Source organism: Methylobacterium sp. Leaf94 (assembly GCF_001426045.1).
GTDB lineage: Bacteria > Pseudomonadota > Alphaproteobacteria > Rhizobiales > Beijerinckiaceae > Methylobacterium.
Genome location: NZ_LMRM01000023.1, coordinates 7,501 through 28,089 on the forward strand (window position 1 = coordinate 7,501; position 20,589 = coordinate 28,089).

A 20,589-nucleotide genomic window follows, 5' to 3' on the forward strand; every position below is an offset into this window, starting at 1 on the left:
GCGATGGGTCTCGCCCGAGCGCTCGCCGACCAGGGCGTGCTTGGCCTCGTCGTGCCAGTAATAGTCGGCCCCGATGGTGGAGATCGGCACGAAGCCGTCGGCCCCGGTCTCGTCGAGCTTGATGAAGAGGCCGGACCGGGTGACGCCGGAGATCTGGCCGGTGAAGGTCGCGCCGACCCGGTCGGCGAGGTGATGGGCGATGAGACGGTCGATGGTTTCCCGCTCGGCCGCCATGGCCCGCCGCTCGGCGGCCGAGATCTGCTCGCCGATCTGGTCGAGGGCCGCCACGGACATCTCGGAGGACAGGCCGTCCGAGCCGAGGCGGCAGGCGGAGATCAGGGCCCGGTGGACGATCAGGTCGGCGTAGCGCCGGATCGGCGAGGTAAAGTGGGCGTAGCGCCGGAGGTTGAGGCCGAAATGGCCGAGGTTCTGCGCGGCGTAGACCGCCTGGGCCTGCGAACGCAGGACGACCTCGTTGATGAAGATGGCGTGCTCGGTCTCCGCCACGGTGGCGAGGATGCGGTTGAACAGGGCCGGGCGCAGGATGCCTTCCTTCGGCAGCTTGATGCCGATGGAGGCCAAGACCTCGCCGAGGGCCCGCATTTTCTCAAGGGCCGGCTCGTCGTGCACCCGGTAGATCAGGGGTTGGCGCGCCTGCTCGAGGGTTTCGGCGGCCGCGACGTTGGCCTGGATCATGAACTCCTCGATGAGGCGGTGCGCATCGAGGCGGGCCGGGACCACCACGCGGTCGACCGCCCCGTCCGCGTCAAGCAGCACCTTGCGCTCGGGCAGGTCGAGGGCCAGCGGTCCGCGGGCGTCGCGGGCCTCGCGCAGGGCGGCGTAGGCCTCCCAGAGGGGTCGCAGCACGGGCTCGAGGAGGGGGGCGGTGACGTCGTCGGCGAAGCCGTCGATGGCGGCCTGGGCCTGGGCGTAGCTGAGCTTGGCCCGCGAGCGCATCATCACCCGGTGAAAACTGTGCCGGCGCTTCGTGCCGTCGGCGGCGATCACCATGCGGACGGCCAGCGCCGGCCGGTCCTCGGCCTCCCGCAGGGAGCAAAGGTCGTTGGAGATGCGCTCGGGCAGCATCGGCACGACGCGGTCCGGGAAATAGACCGAGTTGCCGCGCACCAAAGCCTCGCGGTCGAGGGCCGAGCCCGGACGCACGTAGGCGGCGACGTCGGCGATCGCCACGGTGACGACGAACCCGCCCGCGTTGGCCGGGTCGGGATCCGACGTCGCCATCACGGCGTCGTCGTGATCCTTGGCATCCGGCGGGTCGATGGTGAGCAGCGGTTCGGTGCGCCAATCCTCGCGGCCCGCGAGCCCCACCGGTACCACGGCGTCGGCCTCCGCCAGGGTGGCGGCGGCGAAGACGTGCGGGATGTGGTGAAGGTGCAGCGCGATCAGGCTGACGGCCTTCTCCGAGCCCAGCGACCCGAGGCGCTCGCGCACCCGGCCCTGGGCCAAGCCGAAGCGGCTTTCGCGCTGGAGGGTGACGCTGACGAGGTCGCCGTCGCGGGCGTCCCCCTCTTCGCCGGCGGGAATCGCGACTTCCCGGCCCTGTGCCCGCTTCTCGACGGGGATGATCCGCCCGCCCTCGGGGCCGGCGCGGAAGACGCCGATGATGTCCGACTTGCTCTTGCCCAGCACCTTGATGACGCGGGCGGTGTAGCGGCCCGGCTCGCCGGCGCTGGCCTCGACGCGCAGGAGCACCCGGTCGCCGATGCCCGGCGCCGGCTGGCCCGGGCGCTTGCCGCCGCGGGGCGTGGCGACGGTGATCTTCGGGGCGGCGGCGTTGCCGACGTCCCACTCGGCGGGGCTCGCCAGGAACTCGCCGTCGCGGTCCCGGGCGGTGATGTCGGCGAGCACCACCGGCGGCAGGCGGCCGGAGGGCGCGAGCCCGCCGCGCCCGCGGGCGATGGCGCCGTCCTCCTCGATCTCCTTCAGGATGCGTTTGAGGCCGATCCGGTCGGCGCCCTTGATGTTGAAGGCCGCCGCGATCTCGCGCTTGCCGACCGTCTCGGTGGAGGCGGCGATGAAGGCGAGGATCTGCTCCCGGGAGGGAAGACCGGCAGCGCCGGGATTGGGATGGATACGTTTTGCCAAGGGATCCGGCTCGCTGCGCGGGCGCGAAGCCATACGCGAAGAGGACGTGTCTCGCCGGGGGCGGGAGCGCACCCCGACGACTGCTCCGTAACATGGGCGCTGGACCCCGCCCCGGCAACGGCGCGGGCCCGGCCCTCAACATGGTTCAGCCGGTGGCGGCCGACTTGCGCAGGCGCTCGACCGCCGCATCGACGTCGAAGCCGGGCGCAACGAGTTCGGCCAGGGTGAACGGGCACAGGGCCGGCAAGCCGAATTCCACCTGTCCCTCGGCCTCGCGATATTCCGGGGCCTCGGCCTCGCGCACGCCCTGGGTCCAGAAGCCCTCGATGGTCAGGCCCTCGGTTCGGGCGGGGTCCGCGGCCAGCTTCGCCTGACCCTGCCGGGCGGCCTCGCGCCAGAGGGCGCTGGCCCGGTCGTCCGACATGAGGGCGGCCCGCACGAGGTTGGCGAGGAGCGTGCGAAGTTCCGTGGTGGTCTCGGACATGAAGGGCGCTCGGCGCGAGGGATCGGTCCCAACCCGAGGGCAAGCCTCGCGCCAGCCCGGATCACGATGCCTCTCAGTAGGGCGTTCCCTTCGCCCGCTGCCCCCGCAGGGCCTCGGCGTACCAGACCAACTCGTCGAGGAAGCGCTTGGCGGCCTTCGGCAGCCACTCGTCCTGGGCTGCCCCGGCTTCGTCCAGGGCCTTGCCGACGCGGGGGATCGGTAGGAGCGAGGGGATGCTCGAGGCGCCGAGCTCGGCCAGCATCGCTCGGAGCTGCATCGCCGCCCGCACGCCGCCGTACTGTCCGGCCGAGTAGCAGACGATGCCGGAGGGCCGCCAGGAATACTCCTCCAGGAAGTGGTCGAGGGTGTTCGAGAGGGCGGGCGGGATCGCATGGTTGTACTCGGCCGAGACGACCAGGAAGGCGTCCGCGCGCCGGTAGAGCGTCGCCAGGTCTTCGAGGACGGTTGGGGCCTCCCCCTTCGGGTATTCCTTGTACATCCGGTCGAGGAGGGGGAGCTTCAGCTCGGCCGGGTCCACCAGGGGCGCCTCGATGCCGCGGCGCTCCAGTTCACCGATGGCGAAGCGGGCAGCGCGCAGGCCCTGCCGGTCGGAGCGGACGGAGCCGAGAATGACGGGGACGACGAGGGACATGGGAGGACCTCCGGGGATGCCGCTCCTGGATACGCCGGGGTGCCGGCAGCCTCCAAGCCCACCGGCCGGCGGGCTCCGCTGTCAGAACCGCGTCGTCAGCCGCGTGAGCCAGTCGGGCGAGGCGTCGACGAGGCGCGTTTCCAGCGCCTTGTCGACGCCGAGCACGATCGCGAGTCCCGTCAACACGAGGATGAGGCCGAGGGCGATCTTGAGGCCCTTCCCGAGGCCCATCATGCGGTCGCGCCAGCCCACCAGGGTGGCGCGGGACAGGGTGCCGAGGATGCAGAGGGGCAGGGCGGCGCCAAGGCCGAACAGAACCATGGTGAGGGCGACGGCGCCGAGGTCGCGCCCCTGGGAGGCGAGGAGCGAGGCGGCCCCGAGGGTCGGCCCGACGCAGGGGCTCCAGACCGCGCCGAGGAGGAGGCCGACGCCGAACTGCCCCGAGAGGCCGGCGGTGGCGAGCCCGCCGAAGCGTGCCTCGGTCCAGTTGCTCAGCGGACCGGCGGCGACGGCGAGGCGGGTCTGCGCCGCCGGCAGCATCAGCACGAGGCCGAGCAGGATCATCAGGATGGCGGCGCCCGTCCGGAAGATCCCGGTGTCGAGCCCCAGGCCGAAGCCGATCGTGGCCACGAACAGGCCGATCGCCACGAAGGAGAGGGCAAGACCCCCGGCGAGTGCCAGGGGCCCGAACCGATGCTCGGAGGCGGCGGCGCCGAGGACCAGCGGCAGCAGCGGCAGCACGCAGGGTGAGAGCACCGACAGCAGGCCGGCGAGGAAGGCCAGTCCCAGGCTCGCGCCCATCGGAGCGTCCTAAAGCGTCTTCTCGACGAGGCCCTCGATCCACTCGGGCTGGGTCTCGCCCACCGAGCGGCCGGTCTCGGTCTCGCCCTTGAAGGCGATCAGGGTGCTCTGCATGCGGGCGTTGAACTGTCGCAGCACGTCCTTGCGGGTGTCGAAGTCGACGTCGAAGATGACGAGGTCCTTGAACCGGGGCTGCTCGGCGAGCTTGGCCAGGATCGGCTTCTGGGTCTTGCAGATCGGGCACCAGGGCGCGCTCACCTCGATGAGGATCGGCTTGCCCGCCTTCTGCGCGGCCGCGAAGGCCTCGGGCGTGAAGGGCACCGTTTCGGCGGCGGCCGGCCCAGACAGGGCGAGGGGCGCGAGCGCCAGGAGGGCGAGGAGCGAGCGGCGGTACAGCATGGAAGGGCTTGCCTCGGCTTGGATGTGAATCGGGCCTCAGGGCCCGGCGCCGTCCTGAGCGCGTCGCGTCCAGGTTTCGTCGGGGTGGATCGCCGCCGTGTCGTGGCGCTCCTGCCAGCCCTCGATTCCCTCGGGATACCAGTGGACGTTCCGGTAGCCGAGCCCGATCAGGCGCTTGCCGAGGTTCCAGCTGCCCCAGCAATCCGGGTGGCAGTAGGTGACGATCGCCCGGCCGCGGTCCCCCTGCGTCAGCGCCGCGATGCGGTCGGCGAGCGCGGCCTGTTCCGGAGGGGTGAGGGTCCCGGACCCGGCCCCCGGCAGCCAGGTACTGTCCGGGATGGCCCGGTGGATCGGCCGCCACAGGCGTCCGGCCGGCTGGTTCGGCGGCGTCGGGCCGGCCTCGGACACGTCGATCAGCACGACCGACCCGCCCGCGATCAGGGCGTCGAGTTGAGGCCCGTCCAAGACCGTGGCGCCCGCCAGGGTCTTGGGGGTGTAGCCCTGGAGCGCGCCCTCCCACAGGCCGGCGGGCTCGGGCACGTCGACCGGCGAGTCCGCCGGGGACGCGGCGGTCAGAACCGTGGCGGCCAGGCAAGCCACCAGGAAGGCGGCCGCGGCCCCGCGGAGGCGCTCAGTTGCTGGCGACCGGTGCATCGAAGCTGCGCTCCCAGCGTCCGCCCTGGTTGTCCTGCGTCACCACCGTGACCGGACCCTTGCCCTCCGGCAGCATGGCGAAATTGATCACCGGGTTGGCCGAGATCGAGATGTCGCCCTCCATGACGAAGACGTTCTTGCCGCCGTAGCTGACGCTGATCCGGTTGATGTAGCGCGCGGGCGTGTACTCGCGGCTGACCTGATTCATCTGCAGGCCGGTGAAGTTCGGATGGCGGATCATCAGGGTCGCTGCGATGGGCTTGCCCGGGGCCGCATCGGCGAATTTCAGGCGCATGTCGCCCATGCCCTTCATCGCCTCCTCGTCGGTCATCCCCATGGGCGCGGAGCAGCCGCCGGAGGCCTTCACGAACTGGGTGGTCTGCACGAGCGCGCCGTCCTTGGTCTCCGCGACCGCGTGGACGTTGGTGTAGGTGTTGACCCGGACGCGCAGTTTCAGCTCCTCCGGATCGGCGGCGGGGCCGAAGGTGAAGTGCGCGGCCAGCGGCGCCGGATTGTCGTCGATGACGAGGTAGAGGCCCTTGATCCGGTCCTTGTCGGCGATCGTCAGGGTCAGGGGCACCAGGGAGGCATCGTTGGCCCGGTCCGGCAGGTCCATCCGCACCAGCGGCTTGGCGGTCTCCACCGGGCGGTTTCCGAAGATCGATTGCTGCAGGTCTTTCCAGTGCGCGTCGCGCTCGGCCGCATCGTCGCCCGCGGCGGCCCAGGCGGTCACGGGCGCGGCCAGGGCCGCGAGGAACAGGCCAGCGTTCAGGGCGGCGGCGCGGTGGGACATCCGCATGGCGTTTCACTCCTCGCACGATCGTGCAGGCCGTCTCGCGACTGCGGAGGCCTTTGCAGCCTGCTTACGCCAAGGCGCGGGGAAAGTCCGATTTCGGATTGTGGTGCGCGGAAATATCGTGCGCAAGATTGCGTGACGAGGCGTCGGGCACGTCAGGGCGTTCGATTCGTCGAGGCATCCGTCTTCGTCGCTGAATCGATGTCGCCGTGTCGCGTGCCCTTACCAGAGCGAGAATTCCGTGCCGAAATCCGTGGTCTTGAGCCGATCGCAGGTCTGCGGGTCCGCCCGGCAATCCGCGTCGGGCTTCAACGCAAGGGTCCCGTTCGGGGCGGTCTCGAAGGTCAGGAGCACCGGGGGCTCGTCGCCCTTGGTGTAGGCGAGGCTGACCTCGAAGCGGACGAAGTCGAAGCGGTCGCGGTCGGCATAGACGATGAGGTCGCGCGAGACCGACTCGCCGGGATTCAGATCGGAGGGCTCGCCCCCCGCCGCGGTGGCGCCGGCGAACAGCCGGCCCTCGCGCAGGATCGCCTCGCCGGAACCCGCGAAGTCGTAGGCGCGCGCCGTCCGTGTGCGATCCGCCGACGCCTTCCCGTCCTCGGGCTTGCCGCTGGAGGACGCATCGAAGCGCACCCGTACCCCCGTGACGTTGTAGACGAGGCCGAGTACGCGCACGCCGGTCTGGCCGACGTTCTTGCGCGTCACCGTGGAGCGGATGGCGACGTGCCGGTCGCGCTCGCCGGCCCGCACGAGGCTCGTGGTCACCGAGACGGCGGGCGGCTCCAGGGCCGGCTTGATCCGGGCCTCGTAGATGAAGGTGTAGACCGCCCATGCGCCGGCCGCGAGGATCGCGAGGGTCTGCACCAGGGCGTTGGTACGCTCCAGGCGGTCGCCCCGCCGGGATCGCTGAATCTGGTCGTCCGTCTGCATCCCGGTCCCGGCCCTCACGTCGGGGCGGCAAGCCCGCTGGCAGGGTCATGGTTCCGCCTTCGGGGCCTGCCGCGACCCACAGTCGGGATTCCGCAGGTCGTCGGAAACGCACAACGCCGGAGCCCCGCGCGAGGCCCCGGCGTTGCGCCGTCATCCGGTGAGCCGGGCCTGACGCCCGGCTCGGTCGCTCTCAGAGCGAGTAGTACATCGTGAACTCGACCGGGTGCGGGGTCATCTCGTAGCGCATGACCTCCGTCATCTTCAGCTCGATGAAGGAGTCGATCTGGTCGTCGGTGAAGACGTTGCCGGCCTTGAGGAAGGCGCGGTCGCGGTCGAGGTTCTGCAGGGCCTCACGGAGCGAGCCGCAGACGGTGGGGATCTTCTTCAGCTCGCGCGGCGGCAGGTCGTAGAGATCCTTGTCCATGGCCGCGCCCGGATCGATCTTGTTGATGATGCCGTCGAGGCCGGCCATCAGCAGGGCCGAGAAGGCGAGGTAGGGGTTCGCCATCGGGTCGGGGAAGCGGACCTCGACGCGCTTGGCCTTCGGGTTCGTCGTCCACGGGATGCGGCAGGAGGCCGAGCGGTTGCGCGCCGAGTAGGCGAGCAGCACGGGGGCTTCGTAGCCGGGTACCAGGCGCTTGTAGGAGTTGGTCGACGGGTTGGTGAAGGCGTTCAGCGCCTTGGCGTGCTTGATGATGCCGCCGATGTACCAGAGGCACTCCTGCGAGAGGTCGGCGTACTTGTCGCCGGCGAAGAGCGGCTTGCCGTCCTTCCAGATCGACTGGTGCACGTGCATGCCCGAGCCGTTGTCGCCGTAGACCGGCTTCGGCATGAACGTCGCGGTCTTGCCGTAGCTCTGGGCGACCTGGTGGATGCAGTACTTGTAGATCTGCATGTGGTCGGCGAGCAGCGTCAGGGTGTCGAACTTCATGCCCAGTTCGTGCTGGGCGGACGCCACCTCGTGGTGGTGCTTCTCGACCTTCACGCCCATGGACTGCATGGCGGCCAGCATCTCGCCGCGCATGTCCTGCGCCGAATCCTGCGGCGGCACCGGGAAGTAGCCGCCCTTGGTGGCGACGCGGTGGCCGAGGTTGCCGCCCTCGTAGTCGGTGAAGCCGTTGGTCGGCAGCTCGGTCGAATCGAGCTGGAAGCCGGTGTGGTACGGGTCGGAGCCGAACTTCACGTCGTCGAACACGAAGAACTCGGCCTCGGGACCGACATAGATGGTGTCGCCGATGCCGGTGGACTTCAGGAAGGCCTCAGCCAGCTTGGCGGTGCCGCGCGGGTCGCGGCTGTAGGGCGCGCCGGTGGAGGGCTCGAGCACGTCGCAGACGATCGACATGGTCGAGGCCGAGAAGAACGGATCCATGCAGGCGGTGGCCGGGTCCGGCATCAGCAGCATGTCGGATTCGTTGATGGCCTTCCAGCCGGCGATCGACGAGCCGTCGAACATCGTGCCTTCGGAGAACATCTCGTCGTCGATCAGCGAGACGTCGAACGTGACGTGCTGCCACTTACCGCGCGGATCGGTGAACCGAAGGTCGACGTACTTGACGTCGTTGTCCTTGATTTCCTTCAGGACGTCGGCTGCTGTCTTGGCCATCCTTGGGGGTCTCCTTCATGTCTCGGCCCGTTGCGGCCGTGGTTTTGCCGCAGCGTGCGCCGGCGCGCCGCAGAGCGGAAGGGTCTTAGCCGTCGAGCGTCGCGGGCGTGGAGCGTCTTGGGCGTCGAGCGTTTAGCGCAGGTGGAGCGTCCGGGCCAGCGCAATTTCTCGGCGCCCGGCACCGGGCCGCCGCGAGAACAGACGCAAAAACAGAAACTTAGATCCGCTTTTCGGCCGTCTTGGCAGGTCGGAGAGCCCTGATGGGATCGGATGTCCGTGACGCCGCGCGCGTCTGTCCGCATGGCGGGGGAGAATCGGAGCGCGCCGAGCGGTGCGGCGGGACCTCCGGGGCGCCTCTCCGGGAACGAGGCCGGATCCAGGCCGAGGGGGTGTCCGCGCGAGGCCTTCCCGTCGATCGTTCACGGGGCGGAGTCTTTCGCCGGGCGTCCGGGGCGGGGACCCGAGGCCTCAGATCGCGTCGGTCCCGGTCTCGCCGGTGCGGATGCGGATGGCTTCCTCGATGGTCGAAACGAAGATCTTGCCGTCGCCGATGCGCCCGGTCTGGGCCGACTTGCGGATCGCCTCGACGGCGCCCTCCACGAGAGCATCCGACAGGACGATCTCGAGCTTCACCTTGGGCAGGAAGTCGACCACGTACTCGGCCCCGCGATAGAGTTCGGTGTGGCCCTTCTGGCGTCCGAAACCCTTCGCCTCGATCACGGTGATGCCCTGGAGGCCGACCTCCTGCAGAGCTTCCTTCACCTCGTCCAGTTTGAAAGGCTTGATGATCGCTTCGATCTTCTTCATGCCGGGCGGGCCTGACCTCGATGCTTCTTGATCCATCGTTGGTATCATCGCCGTCCCGCCTTCGCCACGCCGATTTGTTCGGTGAGGGCGGAAAACTGCACAACAAACATGCAGGTGCCGCAAATCGTTTGAGCGGATGGCGGGCCTGAGGCCGTTTCATGAGCCCCAGACGAGCAGCCGGCAGACATCCCGGCACGCATTCCAGAAGGAATCCCCCATGACCACCCTGCATCTGCTCAACGTCGAGGCGATGCGCCGGGTCGATGCAGCCGCGATCGCGGCCGGAACCCCCGGTCTCGCCCTGATGGAGCGGGCCGGGGCCGCCGTGGCGGAGCGGGCCCGCTTGCTGGCCGGGGCGGGTGCGCGCATCCTCGTCCTGTGCGGACCGGGCAACAACGGCGGCGACGGCTACGTGGCGGCCCGCCGCCTCGTCGAGGCCGGCCATCCGGTCGACCTTGCCGGGCTGGTGCCGCCCGCAGCGTTGTCCGGCGATGCGGCCGAGGCGGCGAAGGCCTGGATTGGACCGGTGCTCGCGCTTTCGGCGGTCGGCGATCTCTCGGCCTACGGCCTCGTCGTCGACGCCCTGTTCGGCGCAGGTCTCGCACGCGATCTCGAGGGGGACGTCGCCGCCCTGGTGAACCGGCTCGGGCAGGCCGCCTGCCCGGTCCTCGCCGTCGACGTGCCCAGCGGGATCGACGGCGACACCGGCGCCGTGCGCGGCGTCGCGGTGCTGGCGACCGAGACCGTCACCTTCGTGGCCCTGAAGCCCGGACACCTGCTCCAGCCCGGACGGAGCCATTGCGGCACCCTGCAGGTGGCCGAGATCGGGATCGGCGCGGACGCGCTGGAGGCGGGCCTAGCCGGAGCCGCGCCGGCCTGGCGCAACGGCCCGGGCCTCTGGGAGGCGGCCTTCCCGCGGCTGAGTGCCGCGAGCCACAAGTACACGCGCGGGCACGCCCTCGTCCTCTCCGGCCCCGCCTATCGCACGGGGGCGGCCCGAATGGCGGCCCGCGCCGCGCTGCGCGTGGGCGCCGGCCTCGTCACCCTGGTCTCGCCGAGCGCGGCCCTGGCGGAGAACGCCGCCCACTGCACCGCCCTCATGCTGCGCGCCTGCGACAGCGCCGACGACCTCGACGACCTCCTCGTGGACGAGCGCCTCAACGTGGTCCTGGCCGGCCCGGGCCTCGGAATCGGCGCGGCCACCCGCGATCTCGTGGCGGTGGCGGCCGCGGCGGGGCGCACCCTCGTCCTCGACGCCGACGCCCTGACGAGCTTCACGGGGCAGGCCGCCCTCCTGGGGGCCCACCTCTGCGATGGCGGGTCCGCCGCGGTGCTGACGCCGCACGAGGGCGAGTTCGCCCGCTTGTTCGAAGGTACGGACGCGGTCGATCCGGAGGCGGACAAGCTGACGCGCGCCCGCCGCGCCGCTGCTCTGGCCGGCGCCGTCGTGGTCCTCAAGGGCGCCGATACGGTCGTCGCCGCCCCCGATGGCCGGGCCGCCATCAACGATCACGGCACGCCCTATCTCGGCACCGCCGGCGCCGGCGACGTCCTGGCCGGCCTCGTCGCCGGGCTCCTGGCCCAGGGGATGGACCCGTTCGAGGCGGCGGCCGCGGCGGTCTGGCTCCACGGCGATGCGGGTCTGCGCCACGGGCCGGGCCTGATCGCCGAGGACCTGCCGGAGAGGATGCCCGAGGTTCTCCGCGCGCTGCTCGGGGCCTAGGTGACCTCGAACAGGGTCCAGAGCCCGGTGTCGAAGCGCTCCAGCACCGTGGCGCTGATGAGCCAGCGTCCCGGATTGTCCGCCTTGAAGGCGATCCGCGCCGTGCGGCCTTCGAGAAGCTGGAAGGTGTCGAGCCAGTAGGGCTCCCAGCCGTCGTCGAGGGGGTGGAGCAGCCGGAAGACGTGGCCGTGCAGGTGCAGCGACTGCGGGAAGGCGGTCTCGTTCCGGATCGCCAGCACCACCACCTGGCCGCGCTTGACCGAGAAGAGCGGCGCCATCCCGGCCGTGCCGGGGGCGCCGTTCACCGACCAGACCCGGGACGGGTCGCCGGTATAGACCGGCTCGGCGGCGGGCTTGTCCTTGTCGAGGCGGGCGCCCCCCGTGAGGGTGATGTCGCGTCGGACCGCGTTCTGCAGCTTCACCTCGGCCGGCAGCAGGGGATTGTCGCCGATCTTGGCGATCGGCGGTCGCGGCGGTGCGGCGGCTTCCGCCGTGGTCGAGAGGGTCGCGAGCGCGATGCCGTTGCCGATCAGCGCCGTGATCGCGCCCTTGTCGCCGGCGTCGGTGGGCATGTCGAGCATGAGGTCGTAGCGGGTGCCGGGCGGGAAGGGCAGGGTGGCGCGCAGAGGCTCGAAGGTGTCGGTGGGCTGGCCGTCGACCGCCAGCACGTAGACTTTCACGCCGTCGAAGCGGATGCGGGTGCCGCGGGCGTTGCAGACGTTGCCGAGGCGCAGCCGCAGGCGGCTGCCCGGACGGGCCGTGATCGGGGCCGGCACCGGCACGCCGTTCAGCGTGACGAGGCTGCCGAGGCGCCCCGAGCTTGCCGCGAAGAGCGGCTGGCCGAAGGGCAGCAGGGTCGTCGTGTCGTCGAGCCGCCAGTCCTGCATCAGCAGGGTCAGGTCCTGGTCCACGGCCGGGGGCGTGGCCTCCTCGACCACTAGGGCGCCGGCGAGGCCCCGGCCCGAGGGCTCGCTCGAGCCGCCGACCACCAGGGGACGGATCAGGAAGGTGCCGGCATCCGGCGGCACGAACGCGTAGGTGAAGTCGGCGCCCGGGGCGATCGGCGCCTGGGTGACGCCACCGACGCCGTCCATGGGATTCTGGTTGCGCACCCCGTGCCAGTGTAGGCTGAGCGGCTTGTCCGTCCTGTTCTCGACCTTCAGCCGCGCCGTCTCGCCGAGCCGGATCCGCACCACGGGCGGCGCGGCCTGGCCGTCGAACGACCAGACCGGCGTCGCGGCGGCCGGCTCGGGTTTCAGGCGCAGGGTGCCGGGGGCCGCCGTCAGGGTGCGGGCGGGGCCCGCAGCGGCCGGGGCGGGCACGGAAGCAGCCGGGGCGGACGGCGCCTTCGTCCCCTGCGCACGGACGCCGCGGGGCAGCAGGGCCAGGGCCGCGACGCCGCCCAGCAGGGCGCGGCGCGAGGCCGAGACGGGATCGTTCGGGACGAGCGATCGGGTGTTCGGCATGAAACCTCGGCATCGGGGGAGGGCAGGGCGCGGCGCGCGTCCAGGCGGTGATCGCGGTCCGGGCAGCGCTTGTAGAATGGGGATTCGGCGGACGCCAAATCGCCCCCCGGCGGCGGTCGCCGATGCCGGGAGCGATCGGCGGCAGGCCCCGATTTTTTTGCTGCGGCCCGTGGCGCGCGTGCTATAGGACCCCGCTCTGGCGGCGGAAAGCGCGCCGGGCGTTGGCGCTTGCGGGCGTGGCGGAACTGGTAGACGCGCTGGATTTAGGTTCCAGTGTCGCAAGACGTGGGGGTTCGAGCCCCTCCGCCCGCACCAGTCCATCGCCATCGGGAACGGATTGGCTCAGTGCGATGGCCGGCCGGCCCGCTGCACGAAGCCGGCCCCCGGCGGCGCATCGTTCCGGCGCCGACCTCGTGGGGCCCGCAGGAGCGGGCCGCGAGGGACCAACCGAATTTGCGCGATCACACGGACGACAGCGGAAAGACGACCATGCAGGTGACCGAGACACTCTCCCAGGGACTGAAGCGCGAGTTTCAGGTCCTGCTCGCCGCGAACGAGCTCGAGGAGCGCCTGACCAGCGAGCTGTCGACCCTCAAGGACAAGGCTCAGATCAAGGGCTTCCGTCCCGGCAAGGTGCCGGTCGCGCATCTGCGCAAGCTCTACGGCCGCTCGGTCATGGCCGACGTGCTGCAGAACGCCGTCAACGAGGCGAACCAGAAGATCGTCACGGAGAACAACCTCAAGCTCGCCCTCGAGCCCAAGATCGAGTTCCCCGGCGAGCAGTCGATCGTCGAGCGCGCCCTCGACGCCAAGGACGACGTCTCGTTCAACGTCGCTCTCGAGGTGCTGCCCACCTTCGAGCTCGTCGACCTGTCCGACGTCAGCCTGACGAAGCAGGTGGCCAAGCCCTCCGACGCGGAGGTAGACGAGGCCATCACCCGCATGGCCTCCTCCAACCGCGCCTTCGCCCCCCGCGAGGAGGGGGCCGCCGCCGAGACCGGCGACCGCGTCACCATCGACTTCGTCGGCCGCATCGACGGCACCGAGTTCGAGGGCGGCACGGGCGAGGGCATCGACCTGGAGCTCGGCTCCGGCTCGTTCATCCCCGGCTTCGAGGAGCAGCTCGTCGGCGCCAAGGTCGGTGACAAGCGCGTCGTGAAGTCGACCTTCCCGGAGGCCTACGGCGCCGCCCACCTCGCGGGCAAGGATGCCGAGTTCGACGTGACCGTCACGGCGATCCAGGCCCCGGGCGAGACCAAGATCGACGACGAGCTCGCCAAGACCTTCGGCATGGAGTCCCTCGAGAAGCTCAAGGAGGCGGTCTCCACCGCCATCGGCAGCGACTTCGAGGCGCAGTCCCGCCGCAAGCTCAAGAAGGACCTGCTCGACGCCCTCGACACGAAGTACGCCTTCGAGCTGCCCCCGAGCCTCGTCCACCAGGAATTCGCCGCCGTCTGGGCCCAGGTCGAGCAGGACCTGAAGTCCCGCGAGAAGACCTTCGAGGACGAGGGCACCACCGAGGAGAAGGCGACCGCCGAGTACCGCAAAATCGCCGAGCGTCGCGTCCGCCTCGGCTTGGTGCTTGCACAGGTCGGTGAGACGGCCGATATCAAGGTCTCGGACGACGAGGTGAACCAGGCGCTGATCGCCCGGGTGCGGCAGTATCCCGGACAGGAGCAGCAGGTCTGGGACTTCTACCGCAAGAACGCCCAGGCGCTCGCCGAGCTCCGTGCGCCGATCTTCGAGGAGAAGGTCGTCGACCACGTGCTCGCGCAGGTGACGCTCACCGAGGAGCCGGTCTCGAAGGAGGCGCTGTTCGCCGACGAGGACGACGCCGAGGCGGGTGCCGAGGGCCAGTCCGAGACGAAGAGCGCGACCGACGCGTCCGCCTCGACCGGAACCGACGAGGGCCTGCCCGCCGTCGCCAAGGCCGATTGAGCCCGGCTGCTCCCACGAGGGCGGCGGGCTCGAGAGTAAGGCGATGTTCACCATCGCCGTAGTTCGCTGAAACGTCCGGTGCGCGCCCGATTCGCGGCGCGGCCGGACCCCTTGTAGCTGGGGCACGTGATGATGAGAGATCCGGTCGACTATTATAACAGCGCGCTCGTGCCCATGGTGGTCGAGCAGTCGAGCCGCGGTGAGCGTGCCTTCGACATCTACTCGCGCCTGCTTCGCGAGCGCATCATCTTCCTGACCGGCCCGGTCGAGGATTACGGCGCATCGCTGATCGTCGCGCAGCTGCTGTTCCTCGAGGCCGAGAACCCCAAGAAGGAAATCTCCTTCTACATCAACTCGCCGGGCGGCGTCGTGACCTCCGGCCTGTCGATCTACGACACCATGCAGTTCATCCGCTGCCCCGTGACCACGCTCTGCGTCGGCCAGGCCGCGTCGATGGGCTCGCTGCTGCTCACCGCCGGCGAGCCCGGCCACCGCTTCGCCCTGCCGAACGCCCGGATCATGGTCCACCAGCCCTCCGGCGGCTTCCAGGGCCAGGCCACCGACATCCTGATCCATGCCCGCGAGATCGAGGCCCTCAAGAAGCGCCTCAACGAGATCTACGTGAAGCACACCGGCCGCGACTACGACACCATCGTCCAGGCACTGGAGCGCGACAACTTCATGACGGCCGACGCCGCCAAGGAGTTCGGGCTCATCGACGAGGTGATCCAGAAGCGGCCGGAGCCCGTCGCCGCGTAAGCTCGACCGGGACCGCCGGGCCGTCCGACCCGGCGCGTCGTTTCGAGGCGGGGCGCTTTTTGGGCGCCTGCCTTGATCCCGTCGCGGTCGCGTGCTTGCATCGCCAGTCTGATCGAAGTCGGCAGATGCGCGCAGGTGACTGTTTCTTTAGGCGGACGCCATTAAATTCGAAGGATGCGTGTGCGCCCCGGACCGGCGCCATGCCCGCGAACGGAGACCGATATGAGCAAGACTGGCGGCAACGACTCGAAGAGCACGCTGTACTGCTCGTTTTGCGGCAAGAGCCAGCACGAGGTCCGCAAGCTGATCGCGGGCCCGACGGTGTTCATCTGCGACGAGTGTGTCGAACTGTGCATGGACATCATCCGCGAGGAGTCGAAATCCTCCCTGGTGAAGTCGCGCGATGGGGTGCCGACCCCGAAGGAAATCCGCCGCGTCCTCGATGACTACGTCATCGGTCAGGATTTCGCGAAGAAGGTCCTCTCGGTCGCGGTCCACAACCACTACAAGCGCCTCGCCCACGCTTCGAAGCACAACGACGTCGAGCTGGCGAAGTCGAACATCATGCTGATCGGGCCGACCGGCTCGGGCAAGACGCTGCTGGCCCAGACCCTGGCCCGCATCCTCGACGTGCCGTTCACCATGGCGGACGCCACGACCCTGACGGAGGCCGGCTACGTCGGCGAGGACGTCGAGAACATCATCCTGAAGCTGCTCCAGGCCTCCGACTACAACGTCGAGCGGGCGCAGCGCGGCATCGTCTACATCGACGAGATCGACAAGATCTCGCGCAAGTCGGATAACCCGTCGATCACCCGCGACGTCTCGGGCGAGGGCGTGCAGCAGGCGCTGCTGAAGATCATGGAAGGCACCGTCGCCTCCGTGCCTCCGCAGGGCGGCCGCAAGCACCCGCAGCAGGAATTCCTGCAGGTCGACACCACCAACATCCTGTTCATCTGCGGCGGCGCCTTCGCGGGCCTCGAGCGGATCATCTCGGCCCGCGGCAAGGGGACCTCGATCGGCTTCGGCGCGACCGTGCAGGCCCCGGACGACCGCCGCACCGGCGAGATCTTCCGCAACGTGGAGCCCGAGGACCTGCTGAAGTTCGGCCTCATCCCCGAGTTCGTCGGCCGCCTGCCCGTGCTGGCGACCCTGGAGGACCTCGACGAGACCGCCCTGAAGCGCATCCTGCAGGAGCCGAAGAACGCCCTGGTCAAGCAGTACCAGCGCCTGTTCGAGATGGAGAATGTCGACCTGACCTTCCAGGAGGAGGCGCTCTCCATGGTCGCCCGCAAAGCGATCGAGCGGAAGACCGGCGCCCGCGGCCTGCGCTCCATCCTGGAGACAATCCTCCTGGAGACGATGTACGACCTGCCGGGCCTCGAGTCCGTCGAGCAGGTCGTGATCGGCCCCGAGGTGGTCGAGGGCAAGGCCAGGCCGCTCTACATCCACGGCGACCGCAACAAGGAAGCCCCGGCCAGCGTCAGCGCCTGAGGCCCCGCGCGGGTCTCGTCAGGTCTGGGTCGAGCCTCGGGGCGGATGCTTGAAACCATCCGCCCCGATTTCCATCTGAAGCCTCAGCGCGACGGCCGTACGCTCACCCCCTGAGGTGCGGTGTCCCGCCACCAGCCGCACCGTCCAAGACCGTTTTCCAGACTGTCTTCCAAGACCGTCCCTTAAGACACTTCCGACCCCCTCGCGGCCCGGTCGGCCCCTGGCAGGATGCTTGCTCCCTGGGAGGAGTGACTGCCCGGCGTCCATCATGAGGAAGTCCGATATGACTCAATCGAAATCGCGCCAGCCGGTCGTTCCGGGCTCGACGGGCTCCTATGCCGTCCTCCCCTTGCGCGACATCGTCGTGTTCCCCCACATCATCGTCCCGCTCTTCGTCGGCCGCGAGAAGTCGATCCGCGCCCTCGAGGAGGCGGTCCGCACCGACCGGCACATCCTGCTGGCGACGCAGATCAATGCCAGCGAGGACGATCCCTCGACGGACGCCATCTACAAGATCGGCACGCTCGCCAGCGTGCTGCAGCTCTTGAAGCTGCCCGACGGCACCGTGAAGGTGCTGGTCGAAGGCGCCGGCCGCGCCAAGATCGCCCGCTTCACCAAGTCCGACACCTACTACGAGGCCGAGGCCGAGACCCTCACCGACGAGCTCGGCGACAGCGTCGAGGCGGAGGCCCTGGCGCGCTCGGTCATCGCCGAGTTCGAGAATTATGTGAAGCTCAACAAGAAGATCTCGCCCGAGGTCGTCTCCGCGGTGACCCAGATCGACGAGCCCTCGAAGCTCGCCGACACCGTGGGCTCGCACCTCGCCGTCAAGATCGCCGACAAGCAGGCGATCCTGGAGATTCCCACGGTGGCGCAGCGCCTTGAGCGCGTGCTGTCGCTGATGGAAAGCGAGATCTCCGTGCTTCAGGTGGAGAAGCGCATCCGGACCCGCGTCAAGCGGCAGATGGAGAAGACCCAGCGCGAGTACTACCTCAACGAGCAGATGAAGGCGATCCAGAAGGAGCTGGGCGACTCCGAGGACGGCAAGGACGAGCTGGCCGAGCTCGAGGAGAAGATCGAGAAGACCAAGTTCACCAAGGAAGCCCGCGACAAGGCGGTGGCGGAGCTCAAGAAGCTGCGCCAGATGTCGCCGATGTCGGCCGAGGCGACCGTGGTGCGCAACTACCTCGACTGGATGCTCGGCATCCCGTGGGGCAAGCGCTCGAAGATCAAGAAAGATCTCCTCGGCGCCCAGGTCATGCTCGACGAGGACCATTTCGGCCTCGACAAGGTGAAGGAGCGGATCGTCGAGTACCTCGCCGTGCAGCAGCGGGCGAACAAGCTCACGGGTCCGATCCTGTGCCTCGTCGGTCCTCCCGGCGTCGGCAAGACCTCGCTGGGCAAGTCCATCGCCAAGGCGACGGGCCGTGAGTTCGTGCGCATGTCGCTGGGCGGCGTGCGCGACGAGGCCGAGATCCGCGGTCACCGCCGGACCTATATCGGGTCGATGCCCGGCAAGATCGTCCAGTCGATGCGCAAGGCGAAGACCTCCAACCCGCTCATCCTGCTCGACGAGATCGACAAGATGGGTATGGACTTCCGGGGCGACCCGTCGGCCGCCCTGCTGGAGGTCCTCGACCCGGAGCAAAACGCCACGTTCAACGACCACTATCTGGAGGTGGATTACGACCTCTCGAACGTGATGTTCGTCACCACCGCCAACACGCTGAACATCCCGGCGCCCCTGATGGACCGCATGGAGGTGATCCGCATCGCCGGCTACACCGAGGAAGAGAAGCTCGAGATCGCGCGCAAGCATCTGATCCCGGGCGCCGTGAAGAAGCACGGTCTCGACGCCAAGGAGTGGCAGGTCGACGATTCCGGCCTGTTGATGCTCATCCGCCGCTATACGCGGGAGGCGGGCGTCCGCAACCTGGAGCGTGAGATCTCCAACCTGATCCGTAAGGCGGTGAAGGAGATCCTCATCACCAAGGTGAAGGCTGTCGCCGTCACCGAGGAGAACCTGCCGGTCTTCCTCGGCCCGCCGAAGTTCCGCTACGGCGAGATCGACGAGGAGGATCAGGTTGGCGTGGTCACGGGTCTGGCCTGGACCGAGGTCGGCGGCGAGTTGCTGACGATCGAGGGCGTCATGATGCCCGGCAAGGGCAAGATGACGGTGACGGGCAACCTGCGCGACGTGATGAAGGAGTCGATCTCCGCCGCGGCGAGCTACGTCCGCTCGCGGGCCGTCGACTTCGGCATCGAGCCGCCGCTGTTCGACCGCCGGGACATCCACGTCCACGTTCCCGAGGGGGCGACCCCGAAGGACGGTCCGTCCGCCGGCATCGGCATGGCCACCGCGATCATCTCGACGCTGACGGGCATCCCGGTGCGCCGCGACGTGGCGATGACGGGCGAGGTCACCCTGCGGGGCCGCGTGCTCCCCATCGGCGGCCTGAAGGAGAAGCTGCTCGCGGCGCTCCGTGGCGGCATCAAGACGGTCCTCATCCCCGAGGAGAACGCCAAGGACATCGCCGAGGTGCCCGACAGCGTGAAGAACGGGATGGAGATCATCCCGGTCTCGCGGATGGACCAGGTGCTCCAGCACGCTCTGGTTCGGGTCCCGGAGGCGATCGAATGGGAAGAGCCGGCCCCGAAGGTCCGCCCGGTCATCGCCGACGACGATTCCGCGACGGTCATCGCCCACTGAGGTCGATGCAACTCTGACCCGAAACGAGGCCCCGGCAGGCATGCCGGGGCCTTTTTCATGCCCAGACCCAAGGGCCGCCGGGGGAGGGGGTTGCGCGCCCGCCCGCGCGTCCGCTACGAAGCCGTCGCGCCGCGCGACGAAGGCCGGCGCTCCGGGCGGTTAGCTCAGTTGGTAGAGCGTCTCCTTTACACGGAGAGGGTCGGCGGTTCGAGCCCGTCACCGCCCACCAGTCGCAACGCGGCGATCGCGACCCTGCCCCAACGCTGAGGTGTCCCGTGGCGGACGATGCCGAGATCCACGCGAGGCCGGCCCGGGGATTCCCGCCGCCCTGGATCGTGGTCGAGCGGGACGGAAGCTTCTGCGTCGAGGACGGAGAGGGCTTGGCCGTGGCCTGGACCTACTTTTCGGAGGAGGCCGGTGCCCATGCGGCCACGGGCGCGATGACCCGGGAGGAGGCGCAGCGCATCGCCAAGGCGATCGCCATGGTGCCGGAGATGCGGACCATCATCCGCTCCCTGCAGGATGGTCTCGCTGAGGCGGATGCCGACGATGGGCGGGGCTGAGAGGGCGCGATCGGCCGGAACCCTGCGATGACCGGGGTCGGCATCGATGGGGTCGAGGCCATCGGGTATTCCGGCACGGCTCTCACCATCACGGCCTCGGCGATGACCACCATGATCCCGCTGCGGATCATCGCCCTCGTCGCCAGCGTGGCCGTCATCACCTAGGGCCTGCTGATCGGGAGCTGACCGGTGGTCCTCACCGAGGCGATCCAGATCCCCCTCAACGCCTATCGGCTCTGGCAGATGGTGCGCCTCGTGCGCCAGGGGGAGGCGGCGGCCGAGGGCGACCTCTCCCTCGACTGGCGCCGGCCCTTCGGCCGCGCGGTCCGCTTCCGGGCGGGGCGGACCGTCTTCCGCCACGGCGATGACGCGGGCGAGATGTTCGACGTGGAGAGCGGTCGCTTCCGGAATACGGGATCGCGGTGCGGGCCGGCGGGGTCGTCGGCGAGCTCGGATTGCTCTCGCCGGGCAACACCCGGACCGCCTCGCTGGTCTGCGTCGAGGCGGGGCAGGCCCTGCGGATCTCCGATTTGGAGGTCAAGCAGCTCTACGACCAGAACCCGGAATTTCGCTTCTCCTTCCTGAAGCTCACCAGCGAGCGCCTGATCCAGGGCGCGCAGGCGCGCGCCCAGCCCCACGAGGCGGCGGGACCCGCGACGCGGACCGGGGCGCTCTGAAGGGGGCACCGCGCCACCGGCCGCGAA

At 69.6% G+C, this 20,589-nt stretch carries 17 protein-coding genes, 2 tRNA genes and 1 pseudogene (1 of these 20 only partly in view); 9 read left to right on the top strand and 11 right to left on the bottom strand.

Annotated elements, in window-relative coordinates:
- The 10 genes from rnr to ASG63_RS13025 all read right to left on the bottom strand — a co-directional run.
- On the bottom strand, window positions 1-2,106 hold the 5' portion of the coding sequence (gene rnr, locus ASG63_RS12980) for a ribonuclease R (protein ID WP_056217415.1). The gene continues 204 nt to the left of window position 1, outside the view; only the first 2,106 of its 2,310 coding nucleotides appear in the window; it begins with the start codon at window positions 2,104-2,106; its stop codon lies beyond the left edge, outside the window.
- 145 nt (window positions 2,107-2,251) lie between these two features.
- Window positions 2,252-2,590 carry a hypothetical protein gene (locus ASG63_RS12985; RefSeq protein ID WP_056216739.1) on the bottom strand — a complete coding sequence of 113 codons (339 nt, stop codon included), beginning with the start codon at window positions 2,588-2,590 and terminating at the stop codon, window positions 2,252-2,254.
- Between the two features lie 73 nt (window positions 2,591-2,663).
- Complete coding sequence (locus ASG63_RS12990; RefSeq protein WP_056216742.1) at window positions 2,664-3,242, bottom strand: NADPH-dependent FMN reductase; 579 nt, start codon at window positions 3,240-3,242, stop codon at window positions 2,664-2,666.
- 81 nt (window positions 3,243-3,323) lie between these two features.
- Window positions 3,324-4,043, bottom strand: a complete 720-nt coding sequence (locus ASG63_RS12995; protein WP_056216745.1) for a cytochrome c biogenesis CcdA family protein — start codon at window positions 4,041-4,043, stop codon at window positions 3,324-3,326.
- Window positions 4,044-4,052: 9 nt separating this feature from the next.
- On the bottom strand, window positions 4,053-4,442 hold the full coding sequence (locus ASG63_RS13000; RefSeq protein WP_056216748.1) for a thioredoxin family protein: 390 nt from the start codon (window positions 4,440-4,442) through the stop codon (window positions 4,053-4,055).
- 36 nt (window positions 4,443-4,478) lie between these two features.
- A complete protein-coding gene (locus ASG63_RS13005) occupies window positions 4,479-5,096 on the bottom strand; it encodes a rhodanese-like domain-containing protein (RefSeq protein WP_082559296.1) in 618 nt (205 codons plus the stop codon).
- Window positions 5,074-5,889 carry a quinoprotein dehydrogenase-associated SoxYZ-like carrier gene (locus tag ASG63_RS13010; RefSeq protein WP_056217421.1) on the bottom strand — a complete coding sequence of 272 codons (816 nt, stop codon included), beginning with the start codon at window positions 5,887-5,889 and terminating at the stop codon, window positions 5,074-5,076. The genes ASG63_RS13005 and ASG63_RS13010 overlap by 23 nt, the downstream gene beginning before the upstream one ends.
- A 225-nt stretch (window positions 5,890-6,114) precedes the next feature.
- A complete protein-coding gene (locus ASG63_RS13015) occupies window positions 6,115-6,822 on the bottom strand; it encodes a hypothetical protein (protein ID WP_056216750.1) in 708 nt (235 codons plus the stop codon).
- Between the two features lie 190 nt (window positions 6,823-7,012).
- Window positions 7,013-8,425: a type I glutamate--ammonia ligase gene (gene glnA / locus ASG63_RS13020; RefSeq protein ID WP_056216753.1), complete on the bottom strand. Its 1,413-nt coding sequence runs from the start codon at window positions 8,423-8,425 to the stop codon at window positions 7,013-7,015.
- 468 nt (window positions 8,426-8,893) lie between these two features.
- Window positions 8,894-9,232, bottom strand: coding sequence for a P-II family nitrogen regulator (locus tag ASG63_RS13025; protein WP_003600526.1), 339 nt, complete (start codon window positions 9,230-9,232; stop codon window positions 8,894-8,896).
- A 217-nt stretch (window positions 9,233-9,449) separates the two neighbouring features.
- Here ASG63_RS13025 and ASG63_RS13030 point away from each other — a divergent pair, with 217 nt between their 5' ends.
- Window positions 9,450-10,955: an NAD(P)H-hydrate dehydratase gene (locus ASG63_RS13030; RefSeq protein ID WP_056216756.1), complete on the top strand. Its 1,506-nt coding sequence runs from the start codon at window positions 9,450-9,452 to the stop codon at window positions 10,953-10,955.
- On the opposite strand, the gene ASG63_RS13035 is transcribed toward ASG63_RS13030, so the two are convergent.
- The gene (locus tag ASG63_RS13035) at window positions 10,952-12,421 is read right to left on the bottom strand and encodes a multicopper oxidase family protein (protein WP_056216758.1); all 1,470 of its coding nucleotides are present in this window, start codon (window positions 12,419-12,421) and stop codon (window positions 10,952-10,954) included. The two genes, ASG63_RS13030 and ASG63_RS13035, sit on opposite strands and share 4 nt — an antisense overlap.
- Before the next feature lie 230 nt (window positions 12,422-12,651).
- Here ASG63_RS13035 and ASG63_RS13040 point away from each other — a divergent pair.
- From ASG63_RS13040 to ASG63_RS13075, 8 genes and pseudogenes are all read left to right on the top strand, one after another.
- Window positions 12,652-12,736, top strand: a tRNA-Leu gene (locus ASG63_RS13040).
- 174 nt (window positions 12,737-12,910) lie between these two features.
- Window positions 12,911-14,359 carry a trigger factor gene (gene tig, locus ASG63_RS13045; protein WP_056217424.1) on the top strand — a complete coding sequence of 483 codons (1,449 nt, stop codon included), beginning with the start codon at window positions 12,911-12,913 and terminating at the stop codon, window positions 14,357-14,359.
- A 132-nt stretch (window positions 14,360-14,491) separates the two neighbouring features.
- Entirely contained in the window at window positions 14,492-15,118 is a 627-nt protein-coding gene (locus tag ASG63_RS13050) for an ATP-dependent Clp protease proteolytic subunit (protein WP_055955505.1), read from the top strand.
- A 222-nt stretch (window positions 15,119-15,340) separates the two neighbouring features.
- Window positions 15,341-16,612: an ATP-dependent Clp protease ATP-binding subunit ClpX gene (clpX, locus tag ASG63_RS13055; protein WP_055955375.1), complete on the top strand. Its 1,272-nt coding sequence runs from the start codon at window positions 15,341-15,343 to the stop codon at window positions 16,610-16,612.
- 283 nt (window positions 16,613-16,895) lie between these two features.
- Window positions 16,896-19,322 carry an endopeptidase La gene (gene lon / locus ASG63_RS13060; RefSeq protein ID WP_056216760.1) on the top strand — a complete coding sequence of 809 codons (2,427 nt, stop codon included), beginning with the start codon at window positions 16,896-16,898 and terminating at the stop codon, window positions 19,320-19,322.
- A gap of 153 nt (window positions 19,323-19,475) precedes the next feature.
- Window positions 19,476-19,551: transfer RNA gene (locus tag ASG63_RS13065), tRNA-Val, on the top strand.
- A gap of 46 nt (window positions 19,552-19,597) precedes the next feature.
- Window positions 19,598-19,885 (top strand): hypothetical protein, encoded by a 288-nt coding sequence (locus ASG63_RS13070; protein WP_082487198.1) that lies wholly within the window; start codon window positions 19,598-19,600, stop codon window positions 19,883-19,885.
- 42 nt (window positions 19,886-19,927) lie between these two features.
- Window positions 19,928-20,562: pseudogene (locus tag ASG63_RS13075) on the top strand (Crp/Fnr family transcriptional regulator).
- The last annotated feature ends 27 nt before the right edge of the window (window positions 20,563-20,589 follow it).